This window comes from Sphingopyxis sp. USTB-05 (assembly GCF_023822045.1).
Lineage (GTDB): Bacteria > Pseudomonadota > Alphaproteobacteria > Sphingomonadales > Sphingomonadaceae > Sphingopyxis.
On the sequence record NZ_CP084712.1, the window covers coordinates 2,264,846 to 2,282,430 of the forward strand.

Here is a 17,585-nt window from a genome sequence, read left to right on the forward strand (position 1 = left end):
TCAGTTGGCGAGCGCGTCTTCGGCCATCGCATCATGGATTGCGCGCGCCATCTCGGCCGCGCGAAAGGGCTTCGGCAAGCGAAGGACATCGCTTGCCGTGTCCTCGGCAAGGTCGGCAAACCCCGTGATCATCAGCACCGGGATATCGGCCCGGACCTTGCGCGCCTCGCGCGCCAGCTCAAGGCCGCTCATCGATGGCATTAGATAGTCGGTGACAACGATGTCGAAGGGCTGCGACCGGACCAAGCTGAGCGCCTGCGGTCCGGAGCCGGCCTGCTTCACAAAATGTCCCATCTCTTCAAGCATCGCCGCGGTCCCTTCCCGAACGACATCCTCGTCATCGACAAGCAATATACGAAGCGGTGTCGTTTCCAGCAGCGGCGCTTCTGCCGGCGAAATGTGTGACAGGGCTTCCGAGGATGCGGCTGGCAAAAGAATTTCAGCGACGGTGCCTGTGCCCTGCTCGCTACTGAGCGTCAGGCGCCCGCCCGACTGAGCCGCAAGACCATGCACCATCGACAGGCCCAGGCCCGTGCCCTTGCCAACGCCTTTTGTGGAATAGAAAGGCTCGACAGCACGCGCGAGCGTCTCGGCATCCATGCCTGCTCCGCTATCCGCCACAGCGATGCGAATATAAATTCCATCGGGAAGGCTTCCATCTTCAACTTCGGGTTCCCAGCGAGCGACCGAGATCGCAAGGCGTCCGCCTTCCGGCATCGCGTCGCGCGCGTTGACGGCGAGGTTGAGAATGGCGAGTTCTAGCTGGTGCGGATCGACCATTGCGGCTGGGACGTCGGCCACGAGATCAACCGACAAGTCGATCGTCGGACCAATTGAGCGCTGAACAAGTTCCTCCATCCCCTCGATCAGTTCCTTCACGTCGACGGGCAGCGTCTCGAGATTCTGGCGGCGGGCAAATGCAAGAAGGCGCGCTACCAGGGTTCGTGCGCGTTCGGACGACTGGAGCGCACCATCGAGAAGCTTCTGCAGCCGCGCATCCGAAATCTTTGTGCGCAAGATGTCCAGGCTGCCCACGATGGGCGTGAGGAGATTGTTGAAATCGTGCGCGACCCCGCCGGTCAACTGGCCGAGCGTCTCGAGTTTCTGGGCTTCATGGAGTTGCGCCATCACCTCTGCATGTTCGCGCGTGCGCGCCTCGACCCGTTGTTCCAGCTCTACGGCAAAGTTGCGCAGCGTCTCTTCGGCTTCCTTTCGCTCGGTGATTTTCTGACTGACGCCAATCATCCCCAGCGCACGCCCCCTCGCGTCGAGTTCGGGTTTGCCGCGAACCTGCACCCAATGAACCGATCCGTCTGGCCAGATGCAGCGATATTCGATGTCATAGTCGGCGCCCGTCTTGAGTGAACGCTCCACCTCTGCCTGCATTGTCGCCCTGTCGTCGGCGTGCACGCTTGCGACAAGCTCATCATAGGGGAACGGGTCATCGGCGGATCTGCCATAATGGCTCTTGCAATCGGGCGATGCGTCGAGCCGCATCGTGGCGACGTCAAAACTCCATTCGCCAAGCCGTCCGGCAGAAAGGGCAATGCGCAGCTGTTGTTCGCCTTCGCGGATCGCCTGCAGCCGCGCCCGCGCTTCATATTGCCTGCGGCGCCCACGCAGAGCAGCCTTAACGATGCTGATAAGAGTCGTGGGATGAAACGGACGCTCGATAAAGGTCACATTGCCTAAAAGTTCGAGATAGCGACCGGCAGCAGGATTGCGCTCGATGCTTCCGCCGCGCTCGGTGAGGAGGATGAACGGAAAATCCGACCATTCGCCCTGCGCCCGGATGAAGGCGTCCAGCGCGCGAAGATCCGCACCGCGAAGCGCCTCATCGGTGACCAGCCCGAAACCCGCTCCGCGAAGCAAGATGTCGACAAAATCCTGGAGCCCCGTCGCGATCGCACTTTCGATGCCTGCCTCGCGCAGCATCGAGGCGGCGATATCGGCGTCTCTTCCTCGCGGCGCGAGAATGATCGCCCGCTCTGAAAAGGTCCGGTTCATCCCGTCGGAAGTGCCTGCGGCGTTTCCATGAGATCTCCGTTCCCGATGATCTCCGGAACGCCCCGAAGCACGCCCTGAAAACCGGTAAGCGGCTCGCCAAGAGTGATACCACCCGCGCCAATGCGATATTCGCGGATTGTATGCTCGTGGGCGCCGGTGCGCTTTTTCATGATCGATATGGCGCGGCGCACGCGGCCCGCCGCCTCGAAATAGCGGAGCAAGACGACGGTGTCGGCAAGATATGTCACATCAACCGGCGCTTTCATGTCGCCCACTAGGCCGTGCTGTGCGACGGTCAGGAACGTCATCGCGCCCCGTCGGTTCAAATATTGCAGCAGCTCATGCATGTGAAGTATGAGCGCCGTCTCTTCGGGCATCGCAGCCTGAAAACCGTTAAGGCTGTCGATAACGACAGTTTTCGCCTGATATTGCTCAACACAATTGCGCACGCGATGCGAGAATTCGCCCGGCGACAGTTCGGCGGCGTCGACCTGCTCGATGATGAGATTGCCGCTATCAACCATCTGCTGGATGTCGATCCCCATTCCCCTGGCGCGCGAAATCAGGAGACCGAGCTCCTCGTCGAAGACGAACATCGCGGCCTTGTCGCCGCGGCGGATCGCGCTCTCGACGAAGGTTAGCGCAAAGAGGGATTTTCCCGTCCCGGAGGGTCCGAGAATAAGCGCGCTCGACCCCGTATCGAAGCCGCCGCCGAGTAGAGCGTTGAGTTCGGCATTCTCGGTTTTGACGACGTCGCGAACGAAATCGGTCTTGTGCTCGAGCGATACAAGGCGCGGAAAGGCGCGCACCCCGCCCCTCTCGATCACAAAATCATGATAACCGCCGCGAAAGCGCTGACCGCGATATTTAAGGACGCGCAGCCGGCGCCTTTCCGCGCCATATTCGGGCGACATCTCCTGCAGCCGAATGACCCCGTGCGCAACGCTGTGCACCGTCTTGTCGGCGCTCTCGGACGTCAGGTCGTCAAGCATGAGCACCGTGGCGTCATGCCGCGCGAAATAATGTTTGAGCGACAGGATCTGGCGGCGATACCGAAGCGAACTTTGCGCAAGCAAGCGGATTTCGGAGAGGCTGTCGAGTACGACCCGATCGGGTTTCACCTCCTCATATTTTTCGAGAATGCGCTTGGTCGTCTCGCCGAGCTCCAGGTCGGATGAATAGAGAAGGCTTTGCTGCTGCTCGTCATTGAGCAGGGCTTCGGGAGGTACGAGCTCGAAGATATGGAAATTGTCGGGAAGATCCCACCCATGCGATCGGGCGGTCTCTCGCAGTTCCTCCTCGGTCTCCGACAAGGTGATGTAAAGGCAGCATTCTCCCTTGGCGGCGCCGGCGAGGAGAAACTGGTTTGCGATTGTGGTCTTGCCCGTGCCTGGGTCGCCCTCCATGAGGAAGATGCGACCTCGCGCCAGGCCCCCCGCAATGATTTCGTCGAGGCCCGAGACCCCGGTTTCCGCCTTGATCGTCCGATCCACATTGGTTTCCTCTGTCACTCGGTTGCGCTCCATCGCTCATCGGCCTGTCGGTGGAAAATGTTCGACAAGCGGAAGCGGTTCCCGCAACGGCGCATGGCGAAGAGTTCAGTCAAGCTCAGCGAGCGCGCGCTTCAAGCTGTCGAGCGTGAAGGGCTTTGCGAGATAGGGCCGATCTTGCCAAGCTGCCCCGAGCGCCTCGGTGAAACCGCCCGTCGCCACCAGGAACGGAATGTCCGCGTCCGACAATGCCGCCGCGATCGGATCGCCGCTGTCGCCATGGGCCAGGTGGACATCGACGATCGCGGCATCGATTCCGCCTTCAGATATTCTCGCCAGCGCGGGCGACACGCCATCGACGACCGCAATCGGCTCGCGCCCCATCATGAGGAAATATTCCTCAAGAAGCATGCCGATGATGGCGTCATCCTCGACGATCAATATGCGCTGCAATGTCGGCATGCTTGCTCCGGTACGGCACGGCGCCAGGGGCGCCAAGGATCAAGCTAGAACAAGGCGGTAGGCCGGTTTGTTCCGCGCGCCAACACAGCCTGCCGTTCGAACGCCGTCCCCGGTCATTGCCCCCGGCGCGCGACGTCGCAGTCTCTTCGCGTTATTCAAATCAATGTTCGGTGCGGCTGGCGCGCTGCGCCAAAGCCCGCGAGCCCGGGAACGCTTTTCGCAAACAAATGTTTGTCATTCGGATGGAACCCGATGGACAGGAGGATATGTGCACAGGGATGTCGACGCCCCTTTTCGCTGGATGGGTGACGCCGCGCAGGCGCCGCGGGACGATCGGCTCGGCATCTTTATCCGCAAGCTGATCAGCCACAGCCGTCTCGCCGCCGATGACCAGGCCGCGATCGCCTCACTGCCGTTCAGCATCAAGACGCTGGAGCCCAACGACCATATTCTGCGAGAAGGCGAGCGGGCGGAAATCTGCCCGGTGCTGCTGTCGGGCTTCGCCTACCGTCAAAAGATCTCCGCCGATGGCGGTCGACAGATCGTCGCGCTCAAGATCCCGGGCGACCCGCTCGATTTCCAATCGCTCTATCTCGACCGCGCCGACCATAACCTTCAGGCGCTTACCAAGGTCGAGCTTGCGATCTTCGCGCTGAAGGATCTGGAAAAGCTGGTGGCGCCGCGCCCTGGCCTCGCCCGCGCCGTCTTCGTCGACATATTGATCGAAGCTTCGATCGGACGCGAGTGGCTACTCAACATCGGCCGCCGGAATGCGCTTGCCCGCCTCGCGCATCTGCTTTGCGAACTGCTTTACCGGGTGGAGCAGATCGCGGGCGAGACGATCGACAATTTCGAGCTGCCGCTGACGCAGGAACAACTCGCCGACTTGCTCGGCCTGACGCCGGTGCACATCAACCGAACGCTCCGGCAGCTCGAAAAAGAGGGTGCGATCCGGCGCGTGTCGCGGCGCGTGTCGATCGCCGACATTGCCACGCTACATAGGATTGCCCAATTTTCCGATATTTACCTGCATCGAAACCAAGGTTCGGCGGTTGTCTGAATAAGGGCGGGCTATGATTGGAGATGCCTGCCCATGCCCCGCTATTTCTTCCATCTCTGCGACGGCACGCAGGAGATCGACGCATATGGCAATGACTTCGACGACGACGCGGCCGCACTGCGCGAGGCTATCAGGTTCGGCGGCGAACTCCTCAGCGACGATCCGGGGATACTCGTTCGCGATGACAGCCTGCGGATCAACGTCACCAATGAAAGCGGCGAGTTGAGCTGCGCGCTGATCGTGCAGATTGTCGACGCCAACTGGCGCCCGGCCCCAGCCTCCCGGGACGATCTTCGCGCGCCCGTCAGCCCAACACGACCTTGAGCTTGTCGAGAAGCGCATCGCGTTCGAACGGCTTCCTCGCCACCGGCACCGCCGCCAGGTCGTCGGGGATGGTGCCATCGTCGCCATAGCCCGTCGCGAAGAGAAAAGGTGTGCCGCGCTCGGCGAGGAGGCGCGCGATCGGCTCGGATGTCTCGTGCCCCAGATTGATGTCGAGGATCGCAAAATCGGGTGCGCTGCCGGCCAGAAATTCGAGCGCATCGCGCGATGACGTCAGCGTGTTGAGCACGATGACGCCGACATCCTCCAATATTTGCTCGAGATCGATCGCGATAAGTAGCTGGTCCTCGACGATCAGCGCCGTCATGCCGGCCAGATCAAGATTGTCGTGACGGTCGACCATCGGCGGCTCCTCCTTCGTCGTAACGGCTTCGGCCTGCCGCAGCGTGACGAAGCGCGATGGCAGGGTGAAATCGGCCTTGAGCCCTTCGGGAAGATAGACGACCGATGCATCGCCCCCCAGGTCGAACGGGATGCTGCGCTCAATGAGGACCGAGCCGAACCCGCGGTGCGCCGGCGCCGCGACAAGCGGGCCCTCCATTTCACGCCAGGCAATATTGCAGCCGCCAACGGACGTCAGCGACCAATTCACTGAAAGGCGGCCGGTGGGAAGCGACAAGGCGCCATATTTGGCGGCATTGGTCGAAAGCTCGTGCAGGACGAGTGCCATGATCGAATAGGCGCGTGCGTCCATCCAGATCGCCGGGCCATCCAGCGTAACGCGCTCGCCATCGCCCCAATAGGGCATGAGTTCGGCGTGCAATAGATCGCGCAGCGCGCCGCCGCCATCGTTGCGCACGACCTGGTCGTGCGCAAGCGACAAGGCCTGAATGCGGCCGCGCAACGATGCAGCGTAATTTTCGAGCGTCTCGCCGTCGGCGGTCGGATGCACGACGAGCGAGCGGATCACGGCGAGGATGTTCTTCACCCGGTGATTAAGCTCCTCGTTGAGCATGCGCTGGCGAAGCTCGGCCTTGGTACGTTCGTCGGCGAGCCGCTCGCTGTGCTGGAGGATGACCTCGACGAGCGCGATGCGCGTTGCCTCGCCAAAGCGTCGCTCCTGCTCGGTCCAGTGCGCGCTCTCGCTGCGCACGGTTTCCTTCCATATCGCGAAGCTCTTACGCGGCGTCAGCCGATCGCCAAGCGGCCCCGTCTCATAGGTCTTGTCGGGATTTCCCGCCCAGTCGAGCGTGTGGACGAGCTCCTTGCGGAAAAAGAAGAGGAAGTCCCGAGGCCGCTGCGAAAGCGGCACGACGAGCATGCCGGCCGCCATCGGCGCATAATCTTCGGCTCCCGGCACGACATTGGCGAGTTTGTGGGTTGCCCATATCTGGCCATCGGCGACGGTTTCCGCAAAACGCGCGAGCGCGAGAATGGCCGCCTCGGGCGGCACCGACCCCACGACCGACATCTGTCCGTCGAGCCACATCGCCGCGCCATCGCAAGGAATGAGTCCGGCGAACTGCGAAAGCTTGTCGCGGAGCAACCCGTTGATGTCGTGCGAGCCGACCGTATCGCGCAGGAAGCTGTCGAGTGCCTCGCGTGCCCGGTGCGCCGCGTCCAGCGTTTGCTTATGTCGCAGCGCATTAAGATGGAGCGAGAAGAATTCGCCGAACATTTCGGCCGCAACGCGCTCGGCCATCGACAAGGTGCGGGGGCTGTAGTGATGGCATGCGATCAAGCCCCAAAGCCCGCCGTCGACGATGATCGAGATCGACATCGATGCGCCGACGCCCATGTTGCGCAGATATTCGCAGTGGATCGGCGAGACGCTGCGCAGGTGCGCGAACGAGAGGTCGAGCGGTTCGCCCGATGCGTCGAGCACCGGCTCGACCGATATGCGTTCGAAATCGGCGTCCGAGATGATCCGGATCGTGTTCTTGAGATAGAGCGCCCGTGCCTGCTGCGGGATGTCGGTCGCCGGAAAATATTGGCCAAGGAAGCTTTCGAGATCGGCGCGCTTCGCTTCGCTCACCACCTTGCCGGCACCGTCGGGCCCAAATTGGTAGATCATCACCCGGTCGTAACCAAGGGCGGCGCGTACCAGCCGCGCACTGTCCTTCGCCAGCCGTTCGACGCTGTCGATTGCCGCGATGCGCCCGATCATCGCGCGCGCCATTTCGAGCGGCGCGGCGAGATTGGCCTCTGCGGGTTCGAACTCGATGATCGCGCTGCCCTTGAAGCGGTGTACTGCGACATCGAAGCGACGGCCGTTTTCCAGCACGCAATCGAACATCAGCGCCGAGCGTCCGCTGAGCTGGGCGCGTCCGAGCGCGTTACGAATATCGTGCGCGGTCTTTGCACCGAGGACGGACGCAAGGTCGCGCCCGTTGAGATTGCCCGCCGCACCGAGCATGTCACCGCAGTTGAGCGAATGCCGCAAGATCGTCACCGCCCCGGCGTCGCAGGCGACAAGACAGCCGTGCGGCTGGATGCTCCCCGGGATGTGGATTGGTTCGCGGTCGCAGTTGGTAAGATCGACGGAGGGGGTCATACGCTCTCCGCCGCATAGATGCCGAGCGCGAAATCGAAAGTTGCCGCCGCCGCTTCGAGAACAGCGTCCGCCTCGCTGTCCGGGACCGTCTCGAGCAGCGCCAAAAAGCGACTCCAGCGCATCGGGTCGCGCGTTTGGGCCGTGAGATGGCGCGCGCCGCGATGCGGCCCGAATCCGAGCGCGGCCGCGCGGCGGACGAGAAGTCGCGCGCCAAGCGCGGACCCCTCGACGACATAGGCGACCCCAAGTGCGGCGGGGCCGTGGCTCGCGACCGTAAAGCGCCGCTCGGGACGCGGTACCAGCTTGAAGTCCGCAAGATCGGCGCGCATCAGGTCCGCTAAGGGCAAAAGAGGCCATTGCGCGTAGCCGGCGAACCGCGCCTCGATCGGATCACGGAACGCAAGACTGCTTGCGACGAAGCGGCCATAGGCTTCCGCCGTGACGAACGATCCGACCGCGTCGTCGAGCAATTGGTGTGTGGGCGCCGTATGAGCCTGGAGAGCGCGGCGAAGCTTTTTGTTGGGCAAGTGTCCGTCCGGTTGCGGGCGAGCACAGCGCCCGGAAGCATTCTGCCATCGCAGCGGTGAAACGACTTATCTTATGTTAGAACACCCAAATTCTCACTTCACTTTATCGTGCGCCGCCGACCGCTTGCCGTTATCGAGCTTGGCTTCCCCGACGATCGGCGAACGACCGCCCTTCTGATCGCCACCGCCATGCTGCACATTCCAAAGCAGCGTGAGCAACCGGTAGCGACCTACCGCGTTAGATCGTCATGCAAGAGATACCCCGATGACACCGCGCTGGCCTTCGACGCTATGGGTTGTCCGGCACGGCCAGAGCGCGGGCAATGTCGCACGCGATGCCGCAGACGCCGCGGGTGCCGAACGTATCGAACTCGATCACCGAGATGTCGATGTCCCGCTGTCGAAGCTGGGACGGGAGCAATCTAAAGCGCTCGGTGAATGGTTCGCGTCCGGCGAGGAAGGCGGCCGCCCGGAGATCATGCTCGCTTCGCCATATATCCGAGCGGTTCAAACGGCAGAAATCTTCCGTGAAGCCGGCGGGTGCGAGTTCGACGAAAATATTTGCATCGACGAGCGGCTCCGCGAAAAGGAGTTCGGTATTCTGGATGGCCTCACGCGGTTCGGCATCGAAGCCTCGCATCCCGAGCAGGCAGAGTTCCGTAGTCTGCTCGGTAAATTCTATCATCGCCCGCCGGGCGGCGAGAGTTGGTGCGACGTCATCCTTCGTCTCCGGTCGCTTCTCGACACCGTGTCGCTCCATTATGGCGGACGTCGCGTGATGATCGTCGCGCATCAGGTCGTCGTACTTTGCCTCCGCACCATCATCGAAAATCTGGGAGAGGCGGAAATCCTGGCGATCGACAAGGAGGGTGACGTAGCCAATTGCGCGATCACCGAATATCGCTTCGATCCCTCTATCGGCCGGGACGGTAATCTGGTGCTGGTGCGCTACAATGTGACAGCGCCGATGAAGGACGACGTTCCGGTTACCCGCGAGCCCGATGCGATGGTCGCCGCTCGTGGTTGACCCGATCGCGCTCGACACCGCTTGGCTCAAGGCGAACCCGCTTCCCGATCATCATGACAATGTCGACAAGAACGGTCGCGGGCGCGTGCTGGTCATCGGCGGCTGCCGCAGGGTTCCCGGCGGGATGCTGCTGACCGCCGAGGCGGCTTTTCGTGCCGGCGCGGGCAAGGTAACGATCGCCACCATCGCATCGGCCGCGATCCCCGTCGGCATCGCTTTTCCGGCCTGCGCCGTCGTCGCCCTGCCCGAAACCGAAAGCGGAGAGATCGCGCCCAGCAGCGCCGATCTGTTGCTCGCCGAAATGGCCAATCACGATGCGATTGTCTTCGGGCCGGCGATGATCGACGAAGAGATCGTCCGCACGCTGCTAGCCGCCCTCTTGCCCGCCCTACCCGCCGACATATTCTTGCTCCTCGACGCCTTTGCCCTGCGCGCCGCCGCGGCCCACGCAGATGCGATCGCTGCGCACGGCAGCCACACCGTCCTCACCCCACATGAAGGCGAACTTGCCGCCATGTTGGGCGCCGACAAGGATGAGGTGTCGCGCGACCCGCTTGTTGCACTGACGCTCGCCGCCGACCGCTTCGGCGCCGCAATCATGGTCAAGGGGGCGACGAGCCATTTGATGGCTGAGGGCACCTGCTTATCCTACGCCGGCGGCGGCCTTGGTCTGGCCGTCAGCGGGTCGGGCGACGTGCTTGCCGGCTTGATCGCAGGCCTCGGTGCGCAAGGCCTTGCGCCGCTTCAAGCGGCCGCCTGGGGCATCTGGCTCCATGGTGAGGCCGGGCGCCGCCTGTCGGAGGCGATGGGGCCGATCGGATATCTCGCCCGCGAACTGGCGCCGCTCGCACCTGGGCTTATGCGCGGGGTGTAGATTGCGCCCGCCGTGGCGCCCCGGTCGCGCTCTGTCATAGCGTCCGGCCAACCAATAGCGGCCTTCCCGACCAGAAAAGAGCGACCTGTGTCCGCCGCGTTGCGGTTACGGACGATCCTTCTTGCTCAACGGCAATGCAATGGACGCCCGCGTGCCTTTACCCGACCTCGCCAACGCGTAGCGCACTTCGGCTCGCATGGTACGCGCCATGGCGGCGATGAGCTTGGTCCCCAGTCCCGTGCCGCGGACAGCGCCGTCTTGGGGCAGGCCCATTCCCTCATCTTCGACGGCAAGTTCGACCATATTCTCTCCGTCCATGGAAAGACTGACCAAAATTTCGCCGTGAGCGGCCTCGGCATAGGCATATTTGCAGGCATTGCTCACCCATTCATTCGCGATCATGCCGAGCGCAACTGCCTTGTCGGTGCACAGTTTGATAGGCGGCGCGGAAACGACAACCTCACGGCGAGCCGCAGCCGTGGACCAACTCTCGCTAAGATCGGTGGCAAGGCCGGCGAGATATTCGTCCATCGCGACAAACTCGACATCGTCGGTCGTGTAGAGGCGCCGGTTGACCTGTGCGATCGTCGCGATGCGTTGCTGCGTCTTCTGAAGCGCCTCGCGTGCGCCAGGGTCGGCCAGCGTTTTCGCCTGCAGCGCGATGAACGACATCACCATCTGCAGGTTATTCGCGACGCGGTGATTTACTTCCTTGAGCAACGCTTCGAGCCGCGCGTTACTGGCCCGCAATTCGGCCTCCGCTTGCTCACGCGCCCGGCGCAGCAGGGCTCGTTCGAGGACCTGCGTAAAGATGCTGCCGAGCAGGTCGAAGAATTCCTCGCCGACCGACTTGACCACATAGTCGTCGGCGCCCGATTTAAGGGCTGCGACGGCAATCCTGCTTTCTTCCGATCCCGTCACATAAACAATTGGCGGACAATCGGTCAGTGCGCGGAGAGCCTCGATCGTCGCCAGCCCATCCATTCCCGGCATATAATGATCGACCGCTACAAGGTCGAAGGCACCATCCCGCGTCATTTCGACGCCGTCCGCACCGGTCGCTGCAAGGCTGATATCGAAGCCCTTCCGCGCCAAGGCGCGGGAGACGAGGCGTCTTATTCCCTCGTCGTCGTCGATATAAAGGATGTGGGGCAGCGTCTTTCTCAGGCGGGATCGGGTTCGGGGACCTGGATCACCGACAGAAAGAGGCCAAGTTGTCGGATCGCATCCGCGAAATTCTCGTAATTCACCGGCTTGGTGATGTAGACGTTGCAACCGAGGTCATAGCAACGCTGAATTTCCACCTTGTCGTCGGTCGTCGTCAGCACCACAACCGGGGTTCGACGAAGCGGACTGCCATCCCCCTTGATCTTCGCCAATATGTCCGTGCCGCTCATGTCGGGCAGATTTAGGTCGAGCAGGATCAGTGCCGGGCCGTTGCGCACCGGGCCATGTTCGCTGTCGTAAAGGAACGACAGCGCCGAATTGCCGTCGAGGAAATGATGGATGGTGTTCGAAATACCCGCGCGGCGGATATTCTTCTCGATAAGGCGCGCATGGCCCTCATCGTCCTCGATCATCACGATATTCACCGGTTGCTGGTCAGGCATTTTCGTCTCCGCCAAGCCATTCCGTCGGCAAGCTTAAACGGAAGGTCGATCCCTCATCGAGGGCTGATGAAACTTCGATAGTCGCGCCCAGCCGATATGCAAGAGCTCGTGCGTGGGCAAGCCCGATCCCCTCGCCTGGCTGGTCCTGTGTGCCAGACCGCCGGAACAGATCAAAAATGCGGCCGTGATCGCGCGGGTCGATCCCGCGGCCATTGTCGATCACCTCGACGACCGCGCGGCCATGAGCCGTGCGCCCGCGCACGTCGATCACGCCCGGTCGGCCGGGCTTCAGATATTTGAGGGCATTCTCGACAAGGTTCGACAATATCTGCTCGACGGCGACGCGATCATTGACGATCGTCGGCAACTCGCCAACCGAAACGGCCGTGCCATCTTCCTGGATGCGATGCTGAAGGCTTTCGACGATGCCGTGCACCATCGAAGTGAGATCGAGCGGTTCGGGCGCGAGCGTACGGCGGCCCTGCCGCGACAGGTTGAGGATGGCGTTGATCAGCCGGTCCATCTTCTGCGTCGAGGTTCGGATGAAGCCGATCGCCTCGGGAAGATCCTCCTCGATCGCAAGGCGAGTGTTCGGATCGGGCGCGGCCCAGCCTTCCGCATCACTTTTTTCAAGATAGCCGGCGATGGACCGGCGCGCTGTTTCAAGTTCTGCGGTAAAGCCCATGACATTGACGAGCGGGGACCGAAGATCGTGCGATACGATGTAGGCAAAGCGCTGTATTTCCGCGTTGGCGCGTTTGAGTTCGCCGGTGCGCGCATCGACAAGCTGTTCCAGACCGTCGTTCAGATACCGAAGCTCTTCTCGCGAGGTTCGCAAGTCGGTGAGGTTCCGTCGAACGAGCCATAGCGTCACGGCCGCGATCACTATGATGAGCAGGCCCGTCGAAACAAGTGCTGCGGTAAAAAGGCGCTGCGTCATACGCAGTTCTGCCTCGCGGGCGCGCAGCAGCCCGAGTTCGTCATTGACCATCGTCTGCACAATCGCGCGCATCTCGCGAACGAAGGCTACGCCATCATCGTTCGAGAAGTCGGCCAGCATGCGGGCGCGCGCCGCCCCGCTTAGGGAGATCGTCATCCGATAGTGGCGGAAATAGGAATCCAGCAGCGCGCGCAGCCGCTCCACACGGCGCTGCTGGGCCGGATTATCCGCGATCAACGCCGCCAATTCATTCGCGCGTGCCGATGCGACCTTCTGCGTATCTTCGACAATGCCCGCGAAGGCGAAATTCTGAGTCAGCAGGAGCCCGCGCCGCGCAGTCTCCATTCGTTCGTTTGCGCTCGCGAAACCGCCGAGACTGGCCTCCACTGCCAATGTGTGCGCCACAAGCTGCGCGTTGGCCTCATTCTGCCGCTGAATCCAGAAAGTCGCGATCGCGGCCGCCAGCAGCGCCGCAAATCCGAATGAAAGCATGATGATGATCAATCGGCTTGCGCGGGCATCGCGGCCAAGCGCGCCAATTTTCGTTGAATCCATCTAGTTCGCACTTCCCTACCGGCAGCCTGGCCACCGATTTCGGCAGCATTCATGACTGTCGCAGCGTCGCTAAACAAGCCCGTATGCTCGCCGCTTGCATCTTTTCCGGCACGACGACGTTGGACCTATCCGAACATAGGGGACATTATTTGAAGAACGCCGCCCGCCCGACCGCTCCATTCACGCTTCCTATCGCGGAACACCGTGCCTGCGTGTTGGCCGCTTCCGTTCCGGTTCGATTTTGACCGATGGACCTTTTCAATCCTGACCTGATCTGGCCAATATGCGGAGCGGTTGCCGCAGGCACGCTAATCGGGGGCGAACGCGAGTATCGCGCGAGCCCGGCGGGCCTTCGCACCCATATTCTCGTCAGCCTGTCGTGTTGCCTTCTGATGCTATCGGCAGTCCACCAGATGGCATGGCTCAACGACACCCCGATCGAGGTTATCCGGATCGACCCCGTGCGTATGGCGCACGGCGTCCTGACCGGCATCGGCTTTCTGTGCGGGGGCGTGATCTTTCGCGAGGGCCTCAATGTTCGCGGCCTCACCACGGCCGCATCGCTGTGGATGACCTCTACCCTTGGCATGCTTTTCGGGATCGGCTTCTACGAACTCGCAATTTTCGGAACCGTCGTGACGTTACTGGTCCTGGCAGCGGTGACGATCACCGAGCGCCATGCCCCGCAGCGGCGCGTCGTCCATCTGAGCGCCAGTTTCGACAGAACAAGCAACATGTCATCGGACCAGTTCGTCAACGCGCTCGAAATGCACGGGCTCAAGACGATCACCGTGGACGAGCGCCTCGCGTCGGATATGCTGACCTTCTCGGCGATCGCGGATGGATATACCGAGGAGCGCATTCTCGCGATCGTTTCGGCCTGGAAGGCCGGCATGGATGTGAAGGAATATGAAGTGCGCCCGGCGCAGGCTTGATCGCTTCGTGGCGGCCTGGCCTTCCAATCTTCCAATATGAAAGCGCCGGCAGCCCATCGGCCACCGGCGCTTTAATATTGGAACTCAGGCTCTGCCTATGATCAGGGCAAGGTTCGGCGACCGCCTCGTCCGAACACGAAACCGACGACGACCAGAATTACTGCTAGCACCAGCAGGATTTTCGCGAAATCCGCCGACAGTCCGGCGATGCCGCCGAAGCCGAGAAGCGCCGCGACGAGCGCCACAACCGCAAAGATGATAGCCCATCTGAACATGTTCATTCTCCTTCGTGGACGCGCGCCTTCTTTCGCTCGCGCATGGAAATGCCGAGCGGCGATTGGAGCCGTCAACTTATCCTGAATGGATAATTTGGTAACGATTTCCCGCGTGGAAGGTTCCTGCCCCGCTCGGGGCCAAACAGGAATAGCTGTGCGTGCCGAAAGAGCCGTACACCGGCATGAGTGCGCATTGGCTCCGCCAAATTCCGCCATGCAATCCGGGGGTCATGGTCACCTGTCCGGTTGAACGAACCCTGGCCATCGCCGCATATAGTATATGAAATCATCGCTGAGCCCTTCGTCACGCAAGTGCCGGGCCGTAACCGGAAGCTCCGGCGACCGATACGTCGGATCGCGGCGGACGCGTTCGGGAAAATCGTGGCGCAATATGGCTGCGCGGCCAATCACGACAAAGTCGCAGCCGGCGTCGAGTACCCAGGCTGCGTCTTCTGCATCCATGACCTTGCCAGCCGCGCCGAGCAGGACATTGCCGCGTGGCAGGTCGGTGAAGAAGCTCATCAGCGAACGAGATTTGAACCGTTCTTCCTCCGGTTCCTTGCGGACATCCCACAGCGACATGTCAAGATAGTCGATCTTTTCCTGCCGCAGCACTTCGGCCGCCACATCGCGGATTTCTTGCAGTTCCAGCCCGAAACGCTCGGGCGAAAGCCTCAGGCCGAGCTGGAAGTCGGGGCCCGTGGCGGCGCGAACGCCGTCGATGATCTCGAAGATGATGCGCGCACGGTTTTCGAGACTGCCGCCATACCGGTCGGTTCGCCGGTTGCTTGCCGCCGACAGGAATTCGGCAAGGATGTATCCGTGCGCTCCGTGGATCTCGACGCCGTCGAAGCCCGCCTGCTCGGCCCGACGCGCGCCTGCGATGAAGTCGTCGCGCAGCTCCTCGACCTCGGCTTCGGACAGAGCCCGGACATTGCGTTCGGGCACTTCCGACGGCGCGACGGGCGCGCCGATCAGTTCGGGTTCGGCGCGGCTTCCGGCGTGATGCAGTTGCAGCGAAGAGAGCGAGCCCCGCGCCTTGATTCCGGCGGCGAGCCCCGCGAGGCCTTCGACATGCTGGTCGGCGAAGACGCCGAGCTGCCCCGTAAAACCCTGCCCCACCGGCTGGACGTGCGACGCGGCGGTCATCGTCAACGCAAAGCCCCCTTCCGCGCGCATCTCCAGCCACTTGCGCTCCGCTTCCGAAAGTGTGCCGTCGGCATGGCTCTGCCGATTGGTCAGCGGTGCGAGCATCAGCCGGTTCTTCATCGGCTTGCCCCGTGCGAGGGACAAAGGTTCGAACAGTCTTTCGGACGACATATCGCTCACTTCCATATGGGGACGCGGGTGCCGGACCTATCGGAGGGTGAAGCCACGATAACCTTCCGCCGCAGCGTCGGAACAGATTTCGCGATAGCGGCCAAGCCCGCCGATGTAGACAGGAAAGGTGCGCGGCTTGCCCGGCACGTTCGCGCCGGTGTACCAAGTGTTGGCGGTCGGATAGAGCGACAGCGAGCCCAGTGTCGTCACCTTGCCCATCCACCAATCCTCAGCCTCTGCGTCGGCCTCGATCGAACGCAGGCCGTCGGCGCGCATATGGGTAATGCAATCGCAGACCCAGTCGACATTCTGTTCGTTCAAAAGGATGAAATTGGCGAGCGCCGACGGCCCGTTCGGTCCGGCAATGACAAACAGGTTTGGAAAGCCCTCGATCATCAGGCCAAGATGGGAACGCCCGCCGTCGGCCCATTTATCCTTCAGCTTGCGGCCGTCCCTTCCCTCGATGTCGATCGACAGCATCGCGCCGGTTAGCGCGTCATAGCCCATCGCCGCGATGATGACGTCGACCTCGACTTCGCCCTCGGCGGTGCGGATGCCCTTTTCGGTGATTTCGACGATAGGATGCTCGAGACAGTCCTTCAGCGTCACATTGTCGCGGTTATAGGCTTCGTAATATCCGGTATCGAGGCATGGGCGCCGCGCAAAGATCGGATAGCCGCGCGGGGTCAACCGGCGTGCGGTGTCGGGATCCTTCACCACGTCGGCGATCTTGCCGCGCACGAATTCGGCGACGACCTCGTTCGCCTCGCGATTGGTGAGCAGGTCAGAGAAAAGTCCGAGGAAAGCGAGGCCGCTGTGCGCCCAGGCATCTTCCATCAGCTTCTCGCGCTCGGCGGGCGTGACGCTAAACACCGGGCGGTGCGTGATCGGCCGCACGCCGCCGGTCAGCGAGTGACGCGCCGCCGCACGCAGTCCCGGATAATGCGCCTTGATATGCGCAACATAGTCTTCATCGAGCTTGCGGTTGCGCATTGGCAGCGTGAAGCTGGGCGTGCGCTGATAGACATAGAGATGCCCGGCCTTTTCGGCGACCACCGGCACGATCTGGATGCCCGAAGACCCGGTGCCGATCAACGCGACGCGCTTGCCCGTGAGGTCAACGTCATGATGTGGCCATTTGCCCGACAGATACAGTTCGCCCTTGAACTTGTCGGCGCCCGGAATGTCGACCTGTTTCGGCACCGACAACGGCCCGGTCGCCATCAGGCAATAGCTTGCCTCATAAATGTCGCCGCGATCGGTCTCGATCCGCCAAAGCGCCGCATCCTCGTCATAATGAACCGCCGTTGCGCGCGTTTCGAAGCTGATGTCGCGCTTCAGGTCGAGCTTGTCGGCGACAAAGCGCGCGTAGGACAGGATTTCGGGCTGCGCCGCGAACTGCTGGCTCCAGGTCCATTCCTGCTGAATCTCGTCGGAGAAGGAATAGCTGTAGTCGATGCTCATCACGTCGCAGCGCGCGCCGGGATAGCGGTTCCAGTACCAGGTACCCCCGACGTCGTCACCGGCTTCGATCAGATGAACATCAAGCCCCATGCCGCGCGTGCGGTGCAGCGCATACATGCCGCCGAATCCGGCGCCGATAATCAGCGCGTCGAGGCGGCGGGGAGTCTTGTCGGGGGAGGAATTGGCCTGTTGCATCGAAAATC

The 17,585-nt window shown here is 62.1% G+C and carries 17 protein-coding genes; 5 read left to right on the plus strand and 12 right to left on the minus strand.

Annotation, left to right across the window (positions count from 1 at the left end; all coding sequences use genetic code 11):
* From KEC45_RS10355 to KEC45_RS10365, 3 genes are all read right to left on the minus strand, one after another.
* The gene (locus tag KEC45_RS10355; protein ID WP_062179713.1) at window positions 1-2,007 is read right to left on the minus strand and encodes a PAS domain-containing sensor histidine kinase; all 2,007 of its coding nucleotides are present in this window, start codon (window positions 2,005-2,007) and stop codon (window positions 1-3) included.
* Window positions 2,004-3,518: an ATPase domain-containing protein gene (locus tag KEC45_RS10360; protein WP_238586618.1), complete on the minus strand. Its 1,515-nt coding sequence runs from the start codon at window positions 3,516-3,518 to the stop codon at window positions 2,004-2,006. Before KEC45_RS10360 ends, KEC45_RS10355 begins: the two co-directional genes overlap by 4 nt.
* 87 nt (window positions 3,519-3,605) lie before the next feature.
* Window positions 3,606-3,959: a response regulator gene (locus KEC45_RS10365; RefSeq protein ID WP_083435742.1), complete on the minus strand. Its 354-nt coding sequence runs from the start codon at window positions 3,957-3,959 to the stop codon at window positions 3,606-3,608.
* A gap of 268 nt (window positions 3,960-4,227) precedes the next feature.
* Between KEC45_RS10365 and KEC45_RS10370 the strand changes: the two genes are divergently transcribed.
* Both KEC45_RS10370 and KEC45_RS10375 read left to right on the plus strand, forming a co-directional pair.
* Complete coding sequence (locus tag KEC45_RS10370; protein ID WP_193749130.1) at window positions 4,228-5,019, plus strand: Crp/Fnr family transcriptional regulator; 792 nt, start codon at window positions 4,228-4,230, stop codon at window positions 5,017-5,019.
* A 33-nt stretch (window positions 5,020-5,052) separates the two neighbouring features.
* Window positions 5,053-5,343 (plus strand): hypothetical protein, encoded by a 291-nt coding sequence (locus KEC45_RS10375; RefSeq protein WP_062179700.1) that lies wholly within the window; start codon window positions 5,053-5,055, stop codon window positions 5,341-5,343.
* Here the strand turns inward: KEC45_RS10375 and KEC45_RS10380 are convergent.
* The 3 genes from KEC45_RS10380 to KEC45_RS21875 form a co-directional block, all read right to left on the minus strand.
* Window positions 5,324-7,855 (minus strand): HWE histidine kinase domain-containing protein, encoded by a 2,532-nt coding sequence (locus KEC45_RS10380; RefSeq protein WP_062179697.1) that lies wholly within the window; start codon window positions 7,853-7,855, stop codon window positions 5,324-5,326. The two genes, KEC45_RS10375 and KEC45_RS10380, sit on opposite strands and share 20 nt — an antisense overlap.
* Window positions 7,852-8,325, minus strand: coding sequence for a biliverdin-producing heme oxygenase (locus tag KEC45_RS10385; RefSeq protein WP_062179695.1), 474 nt, complete (start codon window positions 8,323-8,325; stop codon window positions 7,852-7,854). Before KEC45_RS10385 ends, KEC45_RS10380 begins: the two co-directional genes overlap by 4 nt.
* A 150-nt stretch (window positions 8,326-8,475) precedes the next feature.
* Window positions 8,476-8,601, minus strand: a complete 126-nt coding sequence (locus tag KEC45_RS21875) for a hypothetical protein (RefSeq protein ID WP_274520232.1) — start codon at window positions 8,599-8,601, stop codon at window positions 8,476-8,478.
* 46 nt (window positions 8,602-8,647) lie between these two features.
* On the opposite strand from KEC45_RS21875, the gene KEC45_RS10390 reads away from it, so the two are divergent.
* Both KEC45_RS10390 and KEC45_RS10395 read left to right on the plus strand, forming a co-directional pair.
* Window positions 8,648-9,409: a histidine phosphatase family protein gene (locus KEC45_RS10390; RefSeq protein WP_062179693.1), complete on the plus strand. Its 762-nt coding sequence runs from the start codon at window positions 8,648-8,650 to the stop codon at window positions 9,407-9,409.
* Complete coding sequence (locus tag KEC45_RS10395; protein ID WP_238586617.1) at window positions 9,402-10,283, plus strand: NAD(P)H-hydrate dehydratase; 882 nt, start codon at window positions 9,402-9,404, stop codon at window positions 10,281-10,283. Before KEC45_RS10390 ends, KEC45_RS10395 begins: the two co-directional genes overlap by 8 nt.
* 105 nt (window positions 10,284-10,388) lie before the next feature.
* Here the strand turns inward: KEC45_RS10395 and KEC45_RS10400 are convergent, their stop codons facing one another.
* The 3 genes from KEC45_RS10400 to KEC45_RS10410 are packed head-to-tail and all read right to left on the minus strand — an operon-like array spanning window position 10,389 to window position 13,388.
* Window positions 10,389-11,450, minus strand: a complete 1,062-nt coding sequence (locus KEC45_RS10400) for a sensor histidine kinase (protein WP_368389971.1) — start codon at window positions 11,448-11,450, stop codon at window positions 10,389-10,391.
* Entirely contained in the window at window positions 11,447-11,893 is a 447-nt protein-coding gene (locus KEC45_RS10405) for a response regulator (RefSeq protein ID WP_062179689.1), read from the minus strand. The genes KEC45_RS10400 and KEC45_RS10405 overlap by 4 nt, the downstream gene beginning before the upstream one ends.
* Window positions 11,886-13,388: an ATP-binding protein gene (locus KEC45_RS10410; protein WP_062179687.1), complete on the minus strand. Its 1,503-nt coding sequence runs from the start codon at window positions 13,386-13,388 to the stop codon at window positions 11,886-11,888. Before KEC45_RS10410 ends, KEC45_RS10405 begins: the two co-directional genes overlap by 8 nt.
* A gap of 248 nt (window positions 13,389-13,636) precedes the next feature.
* Here KEC45_RS10410 and KEC45_RS10415 point away from each other — a divergent pair, with 248 nt between their 5' ends.
* Window positions 13,637-14,323 carry an MgtC/SapB family protein gene (locus KEC45_RS10415; RefSeq protein ID WP_062179684.1) on the plus strand — a complete coding sequence of 229 codons (687 nt, stop codon included), beginning with the start codon at window positions 13,637-13,639 and terminating at the stop codon, window positions 14,321-14,323.
* A 101-nt stretch (window positions 14,324-14,424) separates the two neighbouring features.
* Here KEC45_RS10415 and KEC45_RS10420 read toward each other — a convergent pair whose 3' ends face one another.
* From KEC45_RS10420 to KEC45_RS10430, 3 genes are all read right to left on the minus strand, one after another.
* On the minus strand, window positions 14,425-14,598 hold the full coding sequence (locus KEC45_RS10420; protein ID WP_083435905.1) for a DUF1328 family protein: 174 nt from the start codon (window positions 14,596-14,598) through the stop codon (window positions 14,425-14,427).
* A 234-nt stretch (window positions 14,599-14,832) separates the two neighbouring features.
* Window positions 14,833-15,918 carry an NADH:flavin oxidoreductase gene (locus tag KEC45_RS10425; RefSeq protein WP_062183775.1) on the minus strand — a complete coding sequence of 362 codons (1,086 nt, stop codon included), beginning with the start codon at window positions 15,916-15,918 and terminating at the stop codon, window positions 14,833-14,835.
* A gap of 36 nt (window positions 15,919-15,954) precedes the next feature.
* A complete protein-coding gene (locus tag KEC45_RS10430) occupies window positions 15,955-17,577 on the minus strand; it encodes an NAD(P)/FAD-dependent oxidoreductase (protein WP_062179678.1) in 1,623 nt (540 codons plus the stop codon).
* Window positions 17,578-17,585 lie beyond the last annotated feature (8 nt).

What these genes read in the sequence shown, in the direction of transcription:
- KEC45_RS10380 (WP_062179697.1), bottom strand. Translation starts at nt 7,855, where the DNA reads ATGACCCCCTCCGTCGATCTTACCAACTGCGACCGCGAACCAATCCAC.
- KEC45_RS10415 (WP_062179684.1), top strand. Translation starts at nt 13,637, where the DNA reads ATGGACCTTTTCAATCCTGACCTGATCTGGCCAATATGCGGAGCGGTT.
- KEC45_RS10430 (WP_062179678.1), bottom strand. Translation starts at nt 17,577, where the DNA reads ATGCAACAGGCCAATTCCTCCCCCGACAAGACTCCCCGCCGCCTCGAC.
- KEC45_RS10425 (WP_062183775.1), bottom strand. Translation starts at nt 15,918, where the DNA reads ATGTCGTCCGAAAGACTGTTCGAACCTTTGTCCCTCGCACGGGGCAAG.
- KEC45_RS10410 (WP_062179687.1), bottom strand. Translation starts at nt 13,388, where the DNA reads ATGGATTCAACGAAAATTGGCGCGCTTGGCCGCGATGCCCGCGCAAGC.
- KEC45_RS10420 (WP_083435905.1), bottom strand. Translation starts at nt 14,598, where the DNA reads ATGTTCAGATGGGCTATCATCTTTGCGGTTGTGGCGCTCGTCGCGGCG.
- KEC45_RS10365 (WP_083435742.1), bottom strand. Translation starts at nt 3,959, where the DNA reads ATGCCGACATTGCAGCGCATATTGATCGTCGAGGATGACGCCATCATC.
- KEC45_RS10390 (WP_062179693.1), top strand. Translation starts at nt 8,648, where the DNA reads ATGACACCGCGCTGGCCTTCGACGCTATGGGTTGTCCGGCACGGCCAG.
- KEC45_RS10355 (WP_062179713.1), bottom strand. Translation starts at nt 2,007, where the DNA reads ATGAACCGGACCTTTTCAGAGCGGGCGATCATTCTCGCGCCGCGAGGA.
- KEC45_RS10405 (WP_062179689.1), bottom strand. Translation starts at nt 11,893, where the DNA reads ATGCCTGACCAGCAACCGGTGAATATCGTGATGATCGAGGACGATGAG.
- KEC45_RS10375 (WP_062179700.1), top strand. Translation starts at nt 5,053, where the DNA reads ATGCCCCGCTATTTCTTCCATCTCTGCGACGGCACGCAGGAGATCGAC.